At 28.2% G+C, this 20,234-nt stretch carries 17 protein-coding genes and 2 pseudogenes; all 19 read right to left on the reverse strand.

Annotation, left to right across the window (positions count from 1 at the left end; all coding sequences use genetic code 11):
• Positions 1-14 precede the first annotated feature (14 nt).
• The gene (locus MPF19_RS08105; RefSeq protein ID WP_249987673.1) at positions 15-2,408 is read right to left on the reverse strand and encodes a GumC family protein; all 2,394 of its coding nucleotides are present in this window, start codon (positions 2,406-2,408) and stop codon (positions 15-17) included.
• Between the two features lie 3 nt (positions 2,409-2,411).
• Positions 2,412-3,179 (reverse strand): polysaccharide biosynthesis/export family protein, encoded by a 768-nt coding sequence (locus tag MPF19_RS08110; protein ID WP_249987674.1) that lies wholly within the window; start codon positions 3,177-3,179, stop codon positions 2,412-2,414.
• A 28-nt stretch (positions 3,180-3,207) separates the two neighbouring features.
• Positions 3,208-5,121, reverse strand: a complete 1,914-nt coding sequence (locus tag MPF19_RS08115) for a polysaccharide biosynthesis protein (protein WP_249987676.1) — start codon at positions 5,119-5,121, stop codon at positions 3,208-3,210.
• A 27-nt stretch (positions 5,122-5,148) separates the two neighbouring features.
• Entirely contained in the window at positions 5,149-6,255 is a 1,107-nt protein-coding gene (locus MPF19_RS08120; protein WP_249987677.1) for an aminotransferase class I/II-fold pyridoxal phosphate-dependent enzyme, read from the reverse strand.
• Positions 6,245-7,219, reverse strand: a complete 975-nt coding sequence (locus MPF19_RS08125; RefSeq protein ID WP_249987678.1) for an MraY family glycosyltransferase — start codon at positions 7,217-7,219, stop codon at positions 6,245-6,247. The genes MPF19_RS08120 and MPF19_RS08125 overlap by 11 nt, the downstream gene beginning before the upstream one ends.
• Positions 7,220-7,223: 4 nt before the next feature.
• On the reverse strand, positions 7,224-8,147 hold the full coding sequence (locus MPF19_RS08130) for an NAD-dependent epimerase/dehydratase family protein (RefSeq protein ID WP_249987680.1): 924 nt from the start codon (positions 8,145-8,147) through the stop codon (positions 7,224-7,226).
• A gap of 3 nt (positions 8,148-8,150) precedes the next feature.
• Complete coding sequence (locus tag MPF19_RS08135) at positions 8,151-8,900, reverse strand: glycosyltransferase family 2 protein (RefSeq protein WP_249987682.1); 750 nt, start codon at positions 8,898-8,900, stop codon at positions 8,151-8,153.
• On the reverse strand, positions 8,901-9,824 hold the full coding sequence (locus MPF19_RS08140; protein ID WP_249987684.1) for a glycosyltransferase family 2 protein: 924 nt from the start codon (positions 9,822-9,824) through the stop codon (positions 8,901-8,903).
• A complete protein-coding gene (locus tag MPF19_RS08145) occupies positions 9,817-10,371 on the reverse strand; it encodes an LbetaH domain-containing protein (protein WP_249987685.1) in 555 nt (184 codons plus the stop codon). The genes MPF19_RS08140 and MPF19_RS08145 overlap by 8 nt, the downstream gene beginning before the upstream one ends.
• A gap of 104 nt (positions 10,372-10,475) precedes the next feature.
• Positions 10,476-10,634: pseudogene (locus tag MPF19_RS19485) on the reverse strand (DapH/DapD/GlmU-related protein); the annotation flags it as partial.
• Positions 10,635-10,721: 87 nt separating this feature from the next.
• A pseudogene (locus MPF19_RS19490) lies at positions 10,722-10,934 on the reverse strand (hypothetical protein); the annotation flags it as partial.
• On the reverse strand, positions 10,924-12,021 hold the full coding sequence (locus tag MPF19_RS08155; protein ID WP_249987689.1) for a glycosyltransferase: 1,098 nt from the start codon (positions 12,019-12,021) through the stop codon (positions 10,924-10,926). The gene MPF19_RS08155 and the pseudogene MPF19_RS19490, both read right to left, overlap by 11 nt.
• A gap of 129 nt (positions 12,022-12,150) precedes the next feature.
• A complete protein-coding gene (locus MPF19_RS08160; protein ID WP_249987690.1) occupies positions 12,151-12,681 on the reverse strand; it encodes a hypothetical protein in 531 nt (176 codons plus the stop codon).
• A 706-nt stretch (positions 12,682-13,387) separates the two neighbouring features.
• Positions 13,388-14,398: a glycosyltransferase family 10 domain-containing protein gene (locus tag MPF19_RS08165; protein WP_249987691.1), complete on the reverse strand. Its 1,011-nt coding sequence runs from the start codon at positions 14,396-14,398 to the stop codon at positions 13,388-13,390.
• Complete coding sequence (locus MPF19_RS08170) at positions 14,398-15,357, reverse strand: glycosyltransferase family 2 protein (RefSeq protein ID WP_249987693.1); 960 nt, start codon at positions 15,355-15,357, stop codon at positions 14,398-14,400. The genes MPF19_RS08165 and MPF19_RS08170 overlap by 1 nt, the downstream gene beginning before the upstream one ends.
• Positions 15,358-15,369: 12 nt before the next feature.
• A complete protein-coding gene (locus tag MPF19_RS08175) occupies positions 15,370-16,263 on the reverse strand; it encodes a polysaccharide pyruvyl transferase family protein (RefSeq protein WP_249987694.1) in 894 nt (297 codons plus the stop codon).
• A 48-nt stretch (positions 16,264-16,311) separates the two neighbouring features.
• Complete coding sequence (locus MPF19_RS08180; protein ID WP_249987695.1) at positions 16,312-17,829, reverse strand: oligosaccharide flippase family protein; 1,518 nt, start codon at positions 17,827-17,829, stop codon at positions 16,312-16,314.
• Positions 17,830-17,844: 15 nt separating this feature from the next.
• A complete protein-coding gene (locus tag MPF19_RS08185; protein WP_249987696.1) occupies positions 17,845-18,702 on the reverse strand; it encodes a hypothetical protein in 858 nt (285 codons plus the stop codon).
• A 26-nt stretch (positions 18,703-18,728) separates the two neighbouring features.
• Entirely contained in the window at positions 18,729-20,177 is a 1,449-nt protein-coding gene (locus MPF19_RS08190; RefSeq protein ID WP_249987698.1) for an MBOAT family O-acyltransferase, read from the reverse strand.
• Positions 20,178-20,234 lie beyond the last annotated feature (57 nt).

The raw sequence follows: 20,234 nt of genomic DNA on the forward strand, positions 1-20,234 counted from the left end.
GGATGCTTTTTTTATTACTTTAATATTCTTTTGTACCAAGGTTTCTTTACTTCCTCTACATAACCGTTTCCATAACCATAGCCATAGCCGTACCCATAACCATAACCTCGTGTCATGTCCGTATCGTTAAGAACGATAGCCATATTAGGCAATTTCTTTTCATTATACAACGTCTGTACAATATTTAGCATACGCTTGTCTAAATAATTAGCTCTTGACACATATAAAAACATGTCTGCATACTTGGCTACTAATAACGTATCCGTAACTAAATTAACGGGTGCAGTATCCACTATAATATAATCATAATCCTTTTTAACCTCTTCAAATATATCTTTAATTTTAGAACTCAATAAAAGTTCTGCCGGATTTGGAGGTATCACTCCAGATGCAATAATATCTAATCCCTTAATTTCAGGGATCGAAAATTTTAGATCATCCAAAGAAATACTATCGTTTGTAATAAAATTGGTTATTCCTTTTCGTTCTGGGATTCCTAGATACTCAGTAACTTTTGGAGCTCTAAGATCCATACCCATTAGCAATACTTTTTTATTAGATAAAGAAAGTGCTGCAGCAAGGTTAATAGAGATAAATGATTTTCCTTCTCCACTGGTCGTAGAGGTAATAAAGATTGTTTTACCTTCACTCCCCTCTCTATTAGACAACATAAAGTCTAAATTAGTTCTAATTAAACGAAAGGCTTCTGCTGTACTCGTTCTAGCATCATTACCAATAACAATCTTCTCATTCGTTTCAGAATGCGGTACATCTCCAATAAAAGGCACCGTTGTTAACTCCTCGATATCCTTTCTCGTGTGAATTTTGGTATCTAATAAGTTTTTAAGGTAAATGATTATAAAAGGAATTAATACCCCTAATAATAATGCAGCTAAAAAGATAATTTTCCTTTTAGGTGAAACTGGAATACCATCACTATACGCAACATCAATAATTTTTGCATTTGGCACGGTTACCGCCAATGAAATTGCTGTTTCTTCCTTTTTCTTTAATAAATAAGAGTACAAGCCAGAAATTATTTCTTGCTCTCTACCTATATTTATGTAACCTCTTTCTAAAACAGGGATTGCAGATACTTTAGAATTTATTTTATTTGCTTCTCTGTTAATTTGATTGTACTCCGTTTCTAATGAAGAAATTAAATTTGTTATACTATTCTTTAAATTTCTTTTTAAAGCATTAATTTCTATTTGGTACTGTATTATTTGTGGATTCTTATCTCCAGCATTTACACTCAACCGATTTTTAGAAACCACTAATTCATTATACGATTTAATAGATTCAGAAATAGTGCCCTCCGAAAAACCTAAATTTTGAGGTAAGGTTTCGTCTGTATTCGATTGCTTCTTGATATTTTCTAAAACACCTTCAGCAATATTTAACTGGGTTTTTATCTCAATTAATTTTTCATTATTTTTAGAAGCCGTAGTAAGCGCCAACTCACCTTCATTAGAAAGCCCTGTTATTTTATTATCGGTCTTAAATTTTTTTACTCTATCTTGAATTGCGTTTAAATCTTTACCAATGGCATCCAATCTATCATCTATAAACGTTTTGGTTTTTTGAGAGACTTCACTTTTGTCTTTAATGGCGTCTATATTGTATTGTTTTACCAATTCATTTAAAAAGTCTTCCGCTTTTTCTTTAACAGGATAATTAATAGCCAAAGTTAAAACACTAGCATTTTTATTTACAGTACTAATGTTTAATATATTTTTATAACGATCAATAACTTTACTCCTTTTTAAGAGCGTTACATAAATTTTATTTCCTTCTTTAAAATCAAAACTCGCTGTTTTTTTTACATTGAAATCACCTATATTAGAATGAATCACTTCGTTAAAACTATAAGCTGAAATTAAATTATCTTCCGCATCATTTAATTCAAACTTCTCAGGAGATAATATGTTAACAGTAAAAGAAGTGTCTTTTCTTTGTTCTAAAAAGGATGTATTATTCCTATCAAAAACTATTTGAATAGGATTATTACCATACACCTCTGTTTTCTTTATTCTTCCTTGCGCAAAATAAATAGTCGTTAAATCTAAAGAATCTACAACAGCTCCAATAATTTTTCTAGATTTTAAAATCTCTATCTCATTATCGGTATTATTAGAAGAACCACCTCCTACAATCCCCATGTCTTTAAAAGCCTCTAACTCCTTTGAAATTCCGGACTTTTGATTGTCCTTGATCATGATAGATGTAGCTGCACTGTATTGAGGTGTACTATATCGTAAATAAAAAAAAGCAAATGCAACAGCAAAAATACCTCCTAAAACAAACCATTTCCAATGAAATAGGTACTTTTCTAACTCTTCTCTAATATTAATAGTATCTGACTCTTCACTACCTTTAAAATTAGTATTTTCTTTATGTATTTGCATTTTTTATCTTGTTAAAATAGATACTAAAGTAATTATCAAACTTGTAACCGAAATGAATAAGCTAGTGTTAGAATTGGAAGAAGCAGATTGAATCCGTGCTTTGTTATGTTCTACATATACCACATCATTTTGTTGTAAATAAAATACAGGTGAGGTTAAGGTTTTATTAGATAATAAATTGACTCTATATTTTACTTTCTTATTATTTTCCTCTCTAATCACCAACACATTATCTCTTTTTCCTGATATATTTAAATCACCTGCCAAACCTATAGCATCTAAGATACTTACTCTTTCATTTGGTATGGTAAAAGTACCTGGTTTTTTAACATCTCCATACACCGTTACTTTAAAATTAGCAATGCTTATATTTATTGTTGGATTTGCAACATAATCTGGAGACAACTTTCCTTTTAACAATTGCAAAGCAGCTTCTCTAGAGAGGCCTCCTAATTTTAATTTTCCTAATATGGGAAAATCAATTTCCCCTTTACTATCTATTAAATACGACTGTTGTTTCGGTGTCCCAATTACAGCATTGGTAGTAGTTGCATAAGTAACAGCCGGTAAATTAAAAGGTTTAGTAGCTTCTATATCATCTGAAGAAATGGTTATTTGTAATAAATCATCTGGTTTAAAAACAGTCTCAAACTTGTTACTTACTTTACTTTGATCAATTTCATCAAACTGAAAATAAGCAATATCCTTATTAGAAACACAAGAGGACAACCCTAAAACCACCAAAAGTATGGCTATCTTAACTTTAATCATATTTTATTCTTTTTTTTTTGCAAAAATACTATTTAATATTAACTTCCTTAGGTCTTGCATCCAATATTTCAAACTCAGAATTATTTGACACATATTCAGGAACTAATGTTTTCATTAATTTCACGAGTTCTCTATTATTTAATTTATCAAAATTAAGTGATAAGTCATCAATTTTTATTTTAACCACGGAATTATCTATGTCATGAGTTTTCGCAATCATTATTTTATCATGATACGTTTTAGTCGTATTCTCACCATCCGCCAATAATTCTTCATATAATTTTTCTCCAGGTCTTAAACCCGTAACTTTTATATCTATATCTTCAGGATACCGTAAACCAGATAAATAGATCATCCTTTTTGCTATTTCAAAAATCTTAACAGATTTCCCCATATCAAAAATATAAATCTCTCCACCTTTCCCCATGGTACCCGCTTCTAACACCAAGCTACACGCTTCAGGAATGGTCATAAAATACCTAGTAATTTTTTTATGAGTTACTGTTAAAGGACCTCCGTTTTCAATTTGTCTTTTAAATAATGGAATTACAGAACCATTAGACCCCAAAACATTCCCAAATCTCGTAATGGTAAATTTCGTTTTTTCAGAAGCTTTACTTACACAACCAATGTATAATTCTGCAATCCTTTTAGAAGCCCCCATCACATTGGTTGGGTTTACAGCTTTATCCGTAGAAATCATCACAAACCGTTCTATGCCATATTCATTAGACAAATCTGCTATATTTTTTGTTCCTAACACATTTACCTTAATGGCTTCATAAGGAGATTTTTCCATTAAAGGAACATGTTTGTATGCTGCTGCATGAAAAACTCTTTGAGGTTTGTATTTCTTAAAGATTCGCTCTACTTTAAACCGATCTCTTACGTCAGACACAATCGCTACAAAATTGGTAATCCCTTTTTGAATTAACTCCTGTTGCAAATCATACAAAGGAGATTCTGCCTGATCTATTAGTACTATTAATTTACAATTATACAAACTTAATTGTCTAGAAATCTCACTCCCAATAGAACCAGCTGCACCAGAAACCAACACCACTTTATTATTCACTTCTCTTTGCACAATTGGATTGTCTATAATAATTGGTGCTCTGTCTAGCAAATCTTCAATCTTAACTTGTCTAATTTGGTTTGCATTAAAATCGCCATCAATCCATTTAGATAAAGGTGGTACAATTTTAACATCAATACCTAACCCTATAAATTTATCTGTTATCGCTAATAATCGATTGGGTTTTATTTTTTGAATTGAAATAATTACTTCATCAACAGCATACTTCTTAATAAATTCTTTTGTAATCAACTTTGGATTATAAATCTTTACTCTATCTATTTTTTTTCCAATTTTATTTTTGTTATCATCTATAAAGCCAATAACGTCGTAATTATTTTTTTTATCTCTATTTAAGGCGCCAAAAGATATAATACCCGATTCTCCAGCTCCATATATCAAAACATTATGAATCGAATCTAATTCTATAGAAAGAACTTCATAAATGGATTTAAAAATAAATCTACTTAATATAAGCACTAAAGTGGTTACTAAATAATGAATAATAAGTATTGACTTTGGTATGTAAAAAGAATCTATAACTTTAAAAAAAACATTAAAAGTAACTGCTAAAAGAAGAAGTACGCATAATAATGAACTTGCAATAAACACGTTAAAAGCATCTCTAATACCCGTATGTCTAATAATACTTTTATAAGAACCTACTGTTAAAAAACTTACAACCGCAAAAAACAACACAAAAGGTATTTGGTTTAGTAAGTTATTGACATTAAAGTTAAAACTAACATTGAATCGTATAAAATAAGCGATAAAAAATGAAACAAAAACTAAAAATAGATCTACAAAAAATACAATCCATTTAGACGCATACTTATCTAATGTTCTTAAAATAAAATTTCTTATCATTATTTGGGGTGCTATTTATTAACAAATCTACAAAAAATTCTTAATGGATTCTGAAATTCTCAATAAATCATTTTTCTCTAAGTTAGAACCAGATGGTAAACAGAGCCCTTTCTTAAATAAATTTTCGGCTACTTTACCTCCATAATATGGATGATTTTTAAAAAGTGGTTGCAAGTGCATCGGTTTCCATAAAAGTCGAGATTCTATATTATTCTCTCGTAGCAAGGTCATAATTTTAGTTGTACTATCTCCAACTCCTTCTAATTCAAATAGAATACAACTTAACCAATAATTAGAAACAAAAGATGCTGAAGGTTCCTTTAATAATTGAACTCTAAAAAAACGCTTAAAATAACCCTTATAAAAATCATTGATGGCACGTCTTTTTTTTAGGTATTCTGGCAATTTTTTAAGTTGCGAAACTCCTAAACGTGCTCCTAAAGAATTCATCCTATAATTATATCCTAAAGTCTTATGCTCGTAATAATTTTCTTTTTCTTTAGCTTGGGTTGCGTAAAAAAAAGCTTTTTCCTTTTCTTTCTCTGTATTACAGATTAAAGCTCCGCCGCCTAATGTAGATACAATTTTATTATTATTAAAAGAAAGGATTCCAAAATCTCCAAAAGTACCACATTTCTTTCCCTTATATTCAGCTCCCAAAGCTTCAGCGGCATCTTCAATCAACGTTATATTATATTTACGAGAAATACGCACTATTTCATCAACCTTTGCAGGCATTCCGTAGAGGTGAACAAAAATAATAGCTTTTGGTTTTTTCCCTTTTAAGATTCTATCTTTTATAGCAAGCTCTAATTGATCCGGACACATGTTCCAGGTTTCTTTTTCACTATCAATAAAAATAGGAGTTGCTTTTTGATATAAAATAGGGCTTGCAGTAGCAATATATGTTAGCGATTGGCACAAGACCTCGTCTCCCTTTTCTACGCCACTTAAAATTAATGCCAAATGTATCGCAGAGGTACCAGAGTTTACTGCAACCACTCTCTTTTGGTGCTCATAATAAGCTTCTAAAGAATTTTCGAAATTTTTAACATCATCTGTACCTATTGATGAAAAACTAGTTTTTAAATCAATATTTATAATAGACTCAGATAAAGGGATTTTATTTAACATTGTTCACTTTTACTTTTTTCTCAATCAATTTAAAAAGGAAAACATACAGTATGGCAAAAAAGAGAATTAACCCAAAAGACACCAGTAGCTGAATTGACACATCTAATTTATACGTTTTTAAAATGATGAAATTTACCACTAATTGAAGCACACCAAAAATCATAGAAACTTTTAAATGTGATATTTTGTAAACATCAACCAATTTTTGATAGATATGATGCCTATGAGGATCTAAAATACTTTCATTCGTATAAAGTATTCTATACAACATGGTGCACGCTGTATCTACACCATAAATTAAAACCAACAATAAAAAAATGGGTGATTCTAAGTGTAAGGTAAATAAAACGCCTATAAAAAAAATTAGCATTCCAATAGCGATACTACCGATATCTCCCGCAAAAAATAATGCTTTTTTTCTGAAGTTATAAAACCCAAATACCAAAAGTGACAATCCAGAAAATACAATTAAATCATTACTAACAATTTGCTCATTTAAATTGATAAAATACAAACCAGACAAAACAACCAAACTATAAACACCAGTTATTCCGTTAATACCATCCATAAAATTAAACATATTTATGAGCCCAACACCTAGCACTAAGAGTGGTATGGAGTAATACAATGGCACAATTGGACAATCTACTTGGTACAGAATTAATAAAACGGCTAAAATTTGAAAAGGAAACCGAATTCTAGAGCTTAAGGTATAGATATCATCTAAAAAACTAACAAAAGAAATTAAAATAAGCCCCAAAACAAAAAAGGGATATTGAAAATCATTTAAAAAGAAAAATAGTAAAATTGCAATCGGAAAAATAATTCCTCCTCCTCTTATGGTTACTTTCGTATGAGAACTTCTCTCATTGGGTTTGTCTACAATATTAAATTTATTGGCCAACTTTAAATACACAAAAGAGGCAACAATTAATATACATAAAACGATTATATTTTTCTCCATAAATTTAAAATGATGCGATTGTTTTTTCGATACCTTCTTTTACTGATAAAGGTAATTCTTTTTGAAGTGCTTTTTTTATTTTTGAATTAGAAACCTCATAATTTTCTGTGAGTTTTTGCAATCTCTCAGAATTGATAGGAATCGGCAATACATCTCCTAATTTAGCCAAAATATTTACAAAAACCTTTGGTATATTTAAAACTTTTGCAGGTTTTCCGATAACATCTCCTATAGTTTTTACTAATGCTGTTGTAGATAAAGAAGCATCATCGGCAACATTGTATATGCCAGATTTTATATTTATATTTTCTATCAATTCATTAATTACAAAACATAAATTTTCTACGGAAACAAAAGATCTTGCATTTTTATACTTCCCAAAAGGGTACGGAATACCTTTAGACACAAAGCTGTACAGTAAATTTAAATTTCCTTTATTATTAGGACCATGAATCATACAAGGTCTTAAAATATACACTCTTTTATTTTGTGGAATTTCTTGTGATAAAATAAACGCTTCTGCAGCTAATTTAGATTTGCCGTACACCGTAACTGGATTTGGCGTTACCTCTTCTGTTAAAACACCTTCTACATCATCTGCAGCAGCTTTTACAGAACTCATGTATATAAAAACTTCACAATCACTTTCTAAAAATTGATTGAAAAGTGTTTTTGTTAGCTCCGTATTTACCTCAAAATATGCTGCGTCTTCTGATGTTTTTTTTAAATCGTGCGCTTTCCCTGCTAAATGAATAAAACTCTTAGCTTGATTAAGCTTTTCTAAACTTAAAGTTTTATAACTAAGTTCGTTTGACTTTGGGCTTCTAGAAACACCAACAGTTTCTTTATTCTGTCTCTTAAAATAGTCTACCAAATTAAGACCAACAAAACCTTTATTTCCTGTAATGATATGCAAATTACTGTTCATCAATTACTTTTTATTTAAAAACCCAATTATTTTCCAAAAGCCTCTTAACTGTACTTTTAAATAACTAAATTTTATATTATTTCTGGTCAATGCTTTTTTTATTTCTTTAGAAATTAATTGATAACTACTAAAACCAGAACTACTTACACCTCCTATTAACATAGACGTAGTGGTAATATCAGAAAATTCCCAAGTGATCTTATGTTGTAGGAAAAAACGAGTAATCAATTCATAATCTGCACCAATGGTAAAATCTAAATGATACAATCCATATTTTTTAAACAAATCTCTTTTGAAAAATATCGCTGGATGCGCTGGCATAAAACCTATTTTCAGCTTTTCTGGATTCCAGTTTTTAGCGGAATACTTTCTTACCGTTTTTCCTTCATCATTAAATTGTATAATATTTCCTACAGAAGCATCAATGTTTTTATTTTTTAAATGAAAATTAGCTACATTTTCTAGCACTTTTTCATCTGTAAAAATATCATCAGAATTTAAAATCCCTACAATATCTCCTGTAGCCATTTCAATCCCTTTGTTCATGGCATCATACAAACCTTTATCTGGTTCAGATACCCATTGAGATATCATAGATTTATATTTCTTTACTAAATCTATCGTAGTATCTTTAGAGCCACCATCTACTATAATGTATTCTATATTCTTGTATGTTTGTGCTTCTACAGATTTAAATGTTTTTTCAATAGTTTTTTCGCTATTGTAACAAACTGTTATTATGGAAATTTTCATCTACCCTATTTTAGTAATATCGTAACCATAAGTTTTCTTAAAGTACTTTATTAATTCATTTTTATCTTTTCCTGCAGCTTTATACGCTTCATAAATTTTAGCATCTACTAAAAAACGATACCATCCACATTGTAATGCGTTCCAAATAAAACCTCTTTTACCTTCTAAAAAACCTCCTTGTAGAACATATCTAATAAACCAAAAAATTAAAGGTCTAACAAATAATGGCAGGTTTAAATATTTTTTCTTAAACCACCTTCTTCTTTCTTCTCCAGTACCAAAAAGATTTGCATTAACTACGTCTGAGTTTGTGAAATTATAAATTTTATCTAAAATATCTATTGCCTCTCTTGTAGCATATTTATTATGCTTATCTGTCCACCAAGTTAAATTATTTAAATTATTATCTATTAAATCTCCTTCTAATGTTGTTGTTTCTCCATTAGACAGCTTCATTCTTTCATCCATCCAACGTTGTTCACAAGAAGCTTTTCCGTGTCTCCATAATTTTAAATGCCAAATAGGATACATACCTGCTTTCTTAAGAGGTTTATTAAAAAAATACATTAATCTTTTTACCCTTACACCTGTAATATCACTCTTTAGATTAGGCAATTCATTTTCTATACTACTTGCTAGTTCTTTAGAAATGTATTCATCTGCATCTACACGTATAACCCAATCTGTATTTATTTCTGTATTCTCTATACCCCAATTTAATTGAACGGCATGATTTACAAATGGATTTTGATAAAACCTTGCACCAAATTCTTTAGCAATATTTTCTGTTTCATCTTTAGAAAAAGAATCTATAATTACTATTTCTTGACAAATATCTTTTAATGACTCTAAACACCTTCTAAGATGCATTTCTTCATTATAAGTAAGTACTAAAGCGGTTAATGATGGTTTCTTTTTATTCATTATCTAAAACTCTTTTTTTAATAAACTTAGCAGGGTTTCCTCCTACGACTGTCCATGGTTCTACATTTTTATATACAGAAGAAGTTGCTCCTACAACTGCACCTTGTTCAATTACAACCCCCATACCGACAAAAACATCTGCACCAACCCAAACTTGATCTTTAATAATGATAGGAGCTGTTATTAAAGGATTATTACTTTTAGTAATATCATGTGATGCTGAGCATAAATAACTTTTCTGAGATATCGTTGAATTCGCTCCAATAACAATTTTATCTACATTGTAACAATCGACTTCCGGAGCTAAACAAGAATACTCATGCATTTCCAAATTCCAAGGAGCATAAATTCTTACAGAAGAATATACATTTGCTGTCTTATGAATTTTAGCGCCGAATAATCTTAGCAACAATAATTTCCAACTTTTTGCTACACTTCGTGGAAAAGGTTTTGCAAGAATGATCCAAACAAAGTTCCATAAAATCCGTAATATTTTATGTTTTATTCCCAATGTATTTTTGTATACAGATAAATTTATTTCTGACATAGAATTACCCTCTTTTAATCACACAGCATATTAAAATTAAACCCTAATTCTGTATATGTTTTATTTAACATTTTTTTATGATAATCAACCTCTTGTTCAGTTTTAAATCTATTCTTTATTTTTTTAGCGGGTACTCCTGCGTATATTGAATAAGGTTCTACATCTTTTGTAACAACAGACCCCATTGCAATTATCACTCCATCTCCAATCTTAACACCTGTTTTTATTCTTGTATAAGCTCCAACCCAAACATCTTTTCCAATTATTGTTTCTTCTAAAACACCTCTTCCTGCAAAGATAATTGGAGTCTTAGGACTTATAAAATCGTGGTCGCCTCCAATTATGCTTACATTATTAGCAAACATTGTATAATCACCAATGGTAACTTTAGGGTAAATGATACAATTTGGACCAATATATGAATATGGACCAGCTTTTAAATCAAAAGAAATATGAGACCTTCCTCCTGCATAAAAAGTTTTGTGGACACTATTAAGCTTATATTTCTTTCTTAGAAAAAACATTCTTATATCTCTGTATAATTTTCTTAATTTATTTTTCATTTAATACACTTTTAATGATTTTTAACTGAAAATTTGGATTAAAATAATTATCAATTCTATTAAAACATTTATTTCTTATGCTATTTCTATCTGTATTTGTTTTTAACCAGTTTCTTATTTTATCAGTTAGAGACGATATATCATCATACTTAAAAAAATCTCCTGTTTCTCCTTTAACGATAGCTTCAAATTCTGGCATTTGTAACGGGAAGTTATCATGAGAAATAACAGGAGTACCATACACCATTGAATGCATCGCAGTTAAACCTACATTACCTGGAGAAACGCAAATGTCTGCATTATAAATTAAATTACCTATTTGTGCTTCATCATAACATGAGCCATAAAACCATGTCATACTTTCAGTTTTGCTTTCGACTACAAAGTTTTTTAAGTTCTCTTCTGCTACTCCAGTTCCTATAAAAACCAAATTAACAGGAAAACCTGTTTCTATCAAATCCTTTTGAGCTTTAATTACATAATCTAATTTTTTAACTTCAGTTAGTCTTCCAATAAATAAAAGAACTGGATAATTATTCTGAAAATGATTACTAAAAACATTGGTAACTTTAAGTTTATTTCTAATTTCAATCTGAGAATAATAATCTAAAGAGTTATAAATTACATGTAACTTCTTTTCATCAAAACCCTCATTTACCATTAGAGATTTAGCATAATCACCATATAATAAAATACTATCTGATAATTTAAAGAATGTTTTTTTTATTATTTTTTTTAAAAAACTTTCATTTCCATACCAACCGTGAGTCCAAAGCACTATTTTTTTTTCACTAAATTTAGCCAACAATAAAAACAACCAAGTAGAAAGACAGTAATATTCTCCTAAAAATATATAACTGTTATAAGGTTTAAATAACAAGTTAAGCACTCCTTTTTGCCAGTAAAAAGGTGGCATTAAATTAATATTAGTTAATTCTTTTTTAAAATAATTTAATTCATTGTAATCTAATTTTTTTATATCCCCCATTTTGTCTCCAAAATAAGATTCAATTTTTAAATCTTTATCTAAAGCCTTAAAAATACCACCTCTATAGTGTTGGGCATAATTGTAAATAAGACAAACCATATTTTAATAAAATTATTTAGTGTTCAATTTTTATTTTGAATAACATCATTTAATATTTTGATTAATCTTGTACAAGATTAATCAAAATATTAAATAAAAAACAAATATACAATCTAAGAAAGGTATAGCCTATTTTATTTTTTTTAACAATTCCTTATCTGGATATCTTATAAGGATAATTAATAAAGAATAAATAAATCCAAAATTTAAATACACAAAAATCCATGATTTTAATAAAAACATTGAAAGGATTACTCCTGACAAGATTAAATAATATGAAATTCCTAATTTTGATGTTTTTTTGTTTGCTTTGGAAATTAATGTAATAAATAATCTAAAAAACAAAATCACAATAAAAAAGCCAATAAATAATCCAAAATGGTACATACAATAAAAAACATTTGAATCCATTGTACTCAAAATACCATATTGTTCACGGAATAATGATTGTATTCTTTCGATATGATTTCTCCAACCTAACCCTTGAGGAATCATTAAGTCAAAAGGTTCTTGTAAAAAAATTAAAGTTGTATTAACTCTTGTTTTCTCTCCTTCTTCAAAATTATTTACTGTTTCTGTTGTTCTCATAACAGTATGAACATAACGACTTCCATTTGCTTCAAAATATTTGGTAACTATAGGTGTTATTTTTAATGCCATAAAGAATACTCCAATAGAAAAAAGCAACATTTTAATAAGTGATATTTTTCTATTAGAAAAGGAGGTAACAAAAACAAAAAACATATAAAATATATAAAATATAATTAAAATATAATTTATTCTCATTGTAGATATAACAGATTCATAAATTAGAATTAATAAAAAGAACATTGAATAAATAAACTTATTTTTATTTAAAAAGAAAATAGAAATAACAAAAGGACAAACTGCCATTACAATAAATCTTTCTAAATCTATATTAAAAAAAGAATTCCTTAACAATAAAAAAATGACATCTAACAGAGACAATGTAATAAAAACATGAATAATAAAAGACTTAAACTTCTCTTGGTTAATTATACTTTTTATTGTTAGAACAGAAAAGAAAAGAAAAACAGAAATTGTTCTAAAATCTCCATAAACATTTGCAATATTGTCTCCAGTGATCAAACCAAGTACAAAAAAAACAAACAGCATAATAAATAACCTTAGAAACGATTTCTTTTTTATATTGTACTTAAGCTCATGTCTAATAGCGCTATCTGAAGCAATCACTAAATAAAACCCTGGTATAAGGAAAAGTTCAGAAAAGTTAACTGATAAGAACTTAGTCATGAATACCACACAAAGAGGTGATACTGAAAATGATATAAGCGCAACACCTAATAAGTATAAAAGCCCCCTTTTCTTTAACATTAATATCATATTAATTTTTAAAAAAATTTAAATATAACTTATAAATTAACCTCTTTGCACGTAACTTGAGAAACAAATAACTATAAATACCAAAACTATTACTGGGTTTAATATTAACAGATTTTATTTCACTCTTAGATATCTTAGCCGATTTATAAAAATCAACTAATAATGGAAAAATATTATACTGCTGTAAGAGTTTTTTTCTTGCTATTTTCAGCTTACCAATTTTATTATTATAATGTACTTCTGGATCCTTTAAAATATCAGTGATAAGCTCACTAATTTTATCTACATCAGCTATATTAAAATTATAATAAAAATCATCTGTAAAATATTCCTTTATATTAGTACAACCAATATAAATAGGAACACTATAACCTAAAATTGGATCAGCAAATTTTTCAGACCAATAGTCATCTATAAATGAATTTTCAATACATATATGAAACTTATAAGGGAGAATAGCGTCTGCTTTGTCATCAACTGGATTTATTCCTTTCCCAAAATAATCGATTTCTCCGGGGAATTTATCCTTTAAAAATTTTATCAATTTCATCCTTTTATTATGACCTGGCATCATTTTTTTTGATGAAGAAATAATTGAAATATTCTTAATTTTATTTGGTGGAATAATTTCTTTTAGCTCCTTAAAATCATATTTATATGTATTCGTAACAAAGTTAAACCCAAAATGCCAATTAAGTGCCTGTTGAGATAATATACTGTTACTATGTTTTAATTTAGGATGAGCAGACAAAACTTGATCAAATTGTTGTAGGAATTTTTTGGGATAAACACTACTCATCGGTGGCTCACCGGAAATGAAAATCAATCCTCCTTTTTTAACTTTAAGATGTCTTTCTAAAGTAATTCCTTCATATACTACTACAACATCCCAAAAAATATTTTCTTTAGAGTTTTCAAAAAATTCAAAATCTTCCCCAAATCTCTCTTTATCTAATTGATGTAAAAAATTATTTGTTGTATATCTTGTTAAAATATTTATATTAATCATCATTAATTTTTAGACAAACGTAATAAAAACTTGATTGATAAAAAGCAAATAACTCCTTCTAAAATATACTTTGTTTTTCCAGAATTAAACATTGCTTTTACTAAATCATTTTTTAGTGGTTTTATTTTTTTAATAAACTGTTTATGAGTATTACTATCTTGATTTTTCATTTTACTTAAAGCCGTATTAAAAATCATTACAGAATAGTACCAAGATGCTCTTTGAATTTCCTTATTTTCTTCTACACTCTGTGTGAATTTAAACATATAACTCATTACTTTTAAAATATCAAATATTGGAGTAGAAGACATTGTACGCGTAGATGATGTTTCCGTTAAAACAACATAATAATAAGGTTTGTTAATATAATAAACTTTTTTAGCATAATAATATGCCCTTAACATGAATTCATTATCCTCATAAAAAACCCCTTCTATAAAACGAAGGTCATTGGAGTCTAAAAAAACTTTCTTGTAAATGCAAAAACATGGACCACAATTTATACAACGAGCTGCAATAATATCTTGCCCTTTATAAATTTTATTATATTCAATCTTATCTAATTTTGGCTTAACCTCTCTAACTTCACCTTTAAGGTCCTTATAACTTGTAAAAAAGAGGATATCTAAATCCTTCTTTTTAGCTATAGTATACAGGCTTTTCAAAGAGTTTTCTTCAATGTAATCATCACTGTCTACAAACCAAATATACTCTCCTCTTGCTTTTTTAAGTGCGTTGTTTCTTGCTGCTCCTTGACGTTGATTTACTTGATTAAAAAGAAAGACATTTTTCACATCTTTAATATACGCTTTAATAACCTCATAGGTATTATCAGTACTACCATCATCAATAATAATAACCTCATATTCTTCCGGTGAAAGATCTTGGGATAAAACACTTTTCAAGCATTTTGATATTAATTTTTCAACATTATATGCCGGAATTATTATACTAATTTTCATAGACCTAAAATACTATAGTTTATAATGTTCTTTTACTTTAAATGGAGCTACATCTAAAAGGTTTTTTTGAATATTAGATATATTATTTTTATTCGCTAATGAAACATCACTTGCCTTATTAAAAATTTCTTTAACGACCTCATTATTTGAGAAATCGATATCTTCATAATTAATATAACTATAAGGCGTTATACCAACAGATGAAAAATAATCAACAAATTTACTTCCATCTCCTGCTAGAGGGCTTTTTTGAAACCAAACTGCAGGAATGTTATAAGAATGAGAAACAATTAGACCATGTAAAGATGAAGATAAAATCATATCACAAGAAAGAAAATCATCCATTACTTTTTCTAAATTAGGATCAACCAAGTCAATCACTAAAAAGTCTTCTAAATTTAGTTTTTGTAAATCAGAAACTATATCTACATAATCAATTTTATGAGGAATTACACCTACTTTAAATCGTTTTTTTATTATTGCATTTTTTCGAGGGTAAATTAAAGGTAATAATATAGCAGGATCACCTATAACTTCAGGTACTTTTAAGCCTAGTTCCGATAATCTTTTTTGAGATAATGGCCCCCGAACCGCTAAAAATTCACCTCCTTTAATTTTAATGTCTTTAGAACCTAAACCAGACCCCCAAACAATAGAATTAGAAGTAGATTCCTCTAATATAGAGCCAATTGAGATAATTACTTTATTAAAAGGAGAGTATGCTAATAACGATTTATCAGCTACACCTTTAAGTAATAACTTTTTAAAAAACCTTAAAAAATCTAAACCAAAACGAGATAAAGAGAATGGTTTACGTAAAACAACTTTCTCCCCACTAAGTTTAGATATTATATAAGGAGATAAGTCATCTCCAAAATTATTTTCGTAATTATATAAACGTATCATAAATTATATTTAATTATTAATTAAAAAGCTATTAGATTAAATGTATTATTATATTTTAAATTTTATTCGACTTCTTATATATTCTTTTTCAATAGTATTTAACCCAATAAAATATATTGAACAAATCGTACTAATAATAGCAACTATACTTACAGTTAAAAAGCGAAATATTCCTGTATTCATTATTAACCTAGGAATTAATGGCATCACAAAAGACAATATACTTACAATAAAAGAAATAAAAATCACCTTGCTAATAAATTTCTTAATTGAGATATCAATTAATTTTTCTAACAAAATTACTCTTAAAAACATTGCAATAATAGAAATTATAATACTTACGTATAGCGTAACTTCTGCAGGGAATCCTATTTTTAAAAATAAATAAGAAATTGGTAAGATTAATAGTAATAAACCACCTACAAGTGACTGATATAATTTTATTTTACCAGAAGCCTGTACAGCCCCTACCATCGTCCCAGACAAGCTATCAATCATAATATTAATTAGCGCTAACCTTGTAAAAATAACAGTATGTTCTGGCACTTCTTTTAACCATATTGAAAGGATTAATTCTGTTTCCATTATTATTGGAATACAAAAAAGAAGAAGGAGAAAAAATGAAAATTTGGCTCCTTGAAAAATTATTTGATGCATATAAGTTAAATTATTCTCTGCGAAAGACTTTACTAATTGTGGATTCATCGCCAATTGAAAATTACTAACAAACCCAGACATTGCGCTTTTAACTTGAAATGCTATCCCTCTAGCAGCATTTACAACAGGGCCAAAGAAAATATTTAATAATATATTGACACCTTGTCCATATATTACTCCTGCTGCATTTCCCCACATATTCCATCCTGCATGACTCATCATTGTTTTAAAAAGTACTTTATCCCAGATAAACTTTAACCTTGTTTCTTTAAAATTTCGTTTACAATAAAAACCATAAGCTAACCTAATAATAAAAGTTACAATAAAAATTAAAATTGCATATGTGGTCAATTTATCAAATCCAAAACTTTGTAGTAAAAAAACAATCAATAGTTTTAGAAAAACCTCTACTGTGCCTATCCACGCATAAACTTTCATCCGTTCATGAGCAATAATAACAGCATAATAAGGCACTCCTATTATAGTCACCATAAAAGATAATACAGAAAATTGATAAACCCAATTAGCAGCGACTAAACGATCTGAAGGTATTGTTAATTGAGTATTTACAGCCCATAATCCAATGGTTTCAGTAAGTATTAATATAAATACCCCTATAACCACATGAATCATCAAACTAACGTTAAAGACTTTCGCCAACTGTCTATCATCTTTTCTACCAAGTTCAAAGGATAAAAAACGTTGTGTTGCTGTTGCCATTGAACTATTTAAGAATCCAGCCATTATAACAACACCACCAACTACATTATAGATTCCAAAATCTTCAACACCTAAAGTACTTAATATTATTCTTGAGGTATACAAGGTAATCCCCATTGTAAGAAGCATCCGTATATACAACATGCCCGTGTTTTTTACAATACGCTTACTGTTTTCACTATTACTCATTATTCCTAATTAAGGTTATTTATTAAAAAATTGTGATAAATAATCTATAACAATTGAATCTCCTATTTTATTTAAATGTCCATAGTCTTTAAATAATTCATATCTGTTAGAAATACTAAGACTATCTTTTAGGTTTAACAAATCTAAACCAGTATAGTGAGCAACAGAATCTATATCAATTTTTATATCATTTGGAACATTCTTAAAATAAAAATTAGTAACAGGCATCTTTAATAAAGTAATTTCATTATTGTTCTCTAATAAAAGTTGAATTAATTTTATTAAATATTTATGTTGAATTTTATCTTCATTTATAAATTTTGAATTTAACCAATGTCTTTGGACATCTTCCATTATTATTAAAGAATCTAGAACCTTCTGTGATGAATTTTCTGTTTTTTTTCTAGAATAAGTAACATCTACTAACCTTTCTAGTTTATTTTTCACATCAAAAAAACGTGTTTTAGACAACTCATTATTTATATCAGGATTTATAGAACTAAATATAGAGAAATCATTAATACGATCAATATTTAATTTAGCCCAACCAGGAAAAAGAGCATCGTATCTATATCTATTTTCATATAAATCAGAAAAATTATGGTAATTAAGTGAAATAAAAATATTTTTATTTCTAAAAATATTTTTAAATCTTTTCACAAATTCGTAGTGTAGAAAATATGGACTACCATCAATAGAGTAGTTAAAAGAATTTGGCATGCTCAAAAACTTAGTTTGACTATCTCCTAAAATAATATTTTTACTATTAGATAACTGATTTTCTAAAGAATACAAAATAACATTATAGACCACAAAATATGTACAAAATATAACTCCTGTAAAAGAAATAACTCTATTCAAAAACTTTCTCATTATTAATAATGTTTAAAAAAATAATTCTAAAATTGAAAATAGATAAACCCTTGTTGGGTACCTCCCCATTTAATAATAATAAAAACTAGACAGTAGTAAAAAGCTAACCTTAATGGTCTATAGGAATTTAATAAAAGACTTGAAATCGCATATTCCCCTTCTCTTCCTATCCATTCTATAAAAACAAATAAAACAATTAAAACAAAAATCGGAGCGGATAACCCGATCCCCGAATAATATGGTATTTCAAATAATGATGATGAAAAGATACCCTTTACATAACCCCAAGCATGATCTATATTATTAGCCCTAAAAAATATCCAAGAAAACATTGTCAACCCAAAAGTAAGCGACATTTTTAAAAACTCTTTTATTGTTGGTAGGCAATTACCTTGGGCAACAACATTAGTATTCTCTCTGTTTTTCCCTAATAAAAATAATGGTAGAAAATAGAAAGCGTTTAATGCACCCCACACAATAAAAGTCCAATTAGCCCCATGCCAAAAACCGCTTACAATAAATATAATGAATATATTTCTCACTTTACTCCAAGTACCACCTTTACTTCCACCTAAAGGTATATATAAATAATCTCTAAACCAAGTCGACAATGAAATATGCCAACGTCTCCAAAATTCAGCAATATCTCTTGAAAAATATGGAAAAGAAAAATTCTTTTTAAGATCAAACCCAAAGAGTCTTGAAGTACCAATTGCGATATCTGAATAGCCTGAAAAATCACCATAAATCTGAAAAGTAAAAAATAAAGCCCCTAAAACTAATGTGCTTCCGTTATAATTATCTGAATTATTAAAAATAATATTTGCGTGATATGCACAGTTATCTGCTATCACTATCTTCTTAAATAACCCCCATAGTATTTGTCTCAAACCATCAGCAGCTTTATTATAATTAAAGTTTCTTTTCGTATAAAACTGCGGTAATAAATTAGTAGCTCTTTCAATTGGTCCTGCTACTAATTGAGGAAAAAAACTAACAAAAGCAGAGAAAGCTATAAAATCTTTTGTAGGTGACAAATTTTTCTTGTAGACATCAATAGTATAACTAAGTGTTTGAAAGGTGTAAAAGCTAATACCCACTGGCAAAATAATATTCAAAGTATTAGCCCTTATTTCAGTTCCAAAAAAAGAAAAAGCATTAATGAAATTTTCCAGAAAAAAATTATAATATTTAAAAAAACCTAGGAACCCAAGATTAATTAAAATACTTGTCCAAAGTAAAAGTTTCCGCTTTATTTTACTATCCTCACTAATTAGTCTAACCCCAATACTATAGTCAATAATTGTACTAAACAAAACTAAAGATAGAAACCTCCAATCCCACCAACCATAAAATACATAACTAGAAGCTACAATTAGTAAATTCTGAAGTTTAATATTTTTATTAAAAAGAAACCAATAAAAAACAAACACAATCGGTAAAAAAACCGCAAAATCTATTGAATTAAATAACATAATTTTATTAAAATATTTTAAAGAGGTATAGACACTATCTTTTATATAGTACTAAAT

The organism is Polaribacter sp. Z014 (assembly GCF_023555435.1).
Lineage (GTDB): Bacteria > Bacteroidota > Bacteroidia > Flavobacteriales > Flavobacteriaceae > Polaribacter.

Coding starts and splice junctions, on each gene's coding strand:
- MPF19_RS08190 (WP_249987698.1), bottom strand. CDS start 20,177: ATGTTATTTAATTCAATAGATTTTGCGGTTTTTTTACCGATTGTGTTT.
- MPF19_RS08120 (WP_249987677.1), bottom strand. CDS start 6,255: ATGTTAAATAAAATCCCTTTATCTGAGTCTATTATAAATATTGATTTA.
- MPF19_RS08180 (WP_249987695.1), bottom strand. CDS start 17,829: ATGAGTAATAGTGAAAACAGTAAGCGTATTGTAAAAAACACGGGCATG.
- MPF19_RS08160 (WP_249987690.1), bottom strand. CDS start 12,681: ATGGCATTAAAAATAACACCTATAGTTACCAAATATTTTGAAGCAAAT.
- MPF19_RS08125 (WP_249987678.1), bottom strand. CDS start 7,219: ATGGAGAAAAATATAATCGTTTTATGTATATTAATTGTTGCCTCTTTT.
- MPF19_RS08135 (WP_249987682.1), bottom strand. CDS start 8,900: ATGAAAATTTCCATAATAACAGTTTGTTACAATAGCGAAAAAACTATT.
- MPF19_RS08110 (WP_249987674.1), bottom strand. CDS start 3,179: ATGATTAAAGTTAAGATAGCCATACTTTTGGTGGTTTTAGGGTTGTCC.
- MPF19_RS08140 (WP_249987684.1), bottom strand. CDS start 9,824: ATGAATAAAAAGAAACCATCATTAACCGCTTTAGTACTTACTTATAAT.
- MPF19_RS08170 (WP_249987693.1), bottom strand. CDS start 15,357: ATGAAAATTAGTATAATAATTCCGGCATATAATGTTGAAAAATTAATA.
- MPF19_RS08145 (WP_249987685.1), bottom strand. CDS start 10,371: ATGTCAGAAATAAATTTATCTGTATACAAAAATACATTGGGAATAAAA.
- MPF19_RS08175 (WP_249987694.1), bottom strand. CDS start 16,263: ATGATACGTTTATATAATTACGAAAATAATTTTGGAGATGACTTATCT.
- MPF19_RS08155 (WP_249987689.1), bottom strand. CDS start 12,021: ATGGTTTGTCTTATTTACAATTATGCCCAACACTATAGAGGTGGTATT.
- MPF19_RS08185 (WP_249987696.1), bottom strand. CDS start 18,702: ATGAGAAAGTTTTTGAATAGAGTTATTTCTTTTACAGGAGTTATATTT.
- MPF19_RS08165 (WP_249987691.1), bottom strand. CDS start 14,398: ATGATGATTAATATAAATATTTTAACAAGATATACAACAAATAATTTT.
- MPF19_RS08105 (WP_249987673.1), bottom strand. CDS start 2,408: ATGCAAATACATAAAGAAAATACTAATTTTAAAGGTAGTGAAGAGTCA.
- MPF19_RS08115 (WP_249987676.1), bottom strand. CDS start 5,121: ATGATAAGAAATTTTATTTTAAGAACATTAGATAAGTATGCGTCTAAA.
- MPF19_RS08130 (WP_249987680.1), bottom strand. CDS start 8,147: ATGAACAGTAATTTGCATATCATTACAGGAAATAAAGGTTTTGTTGGT.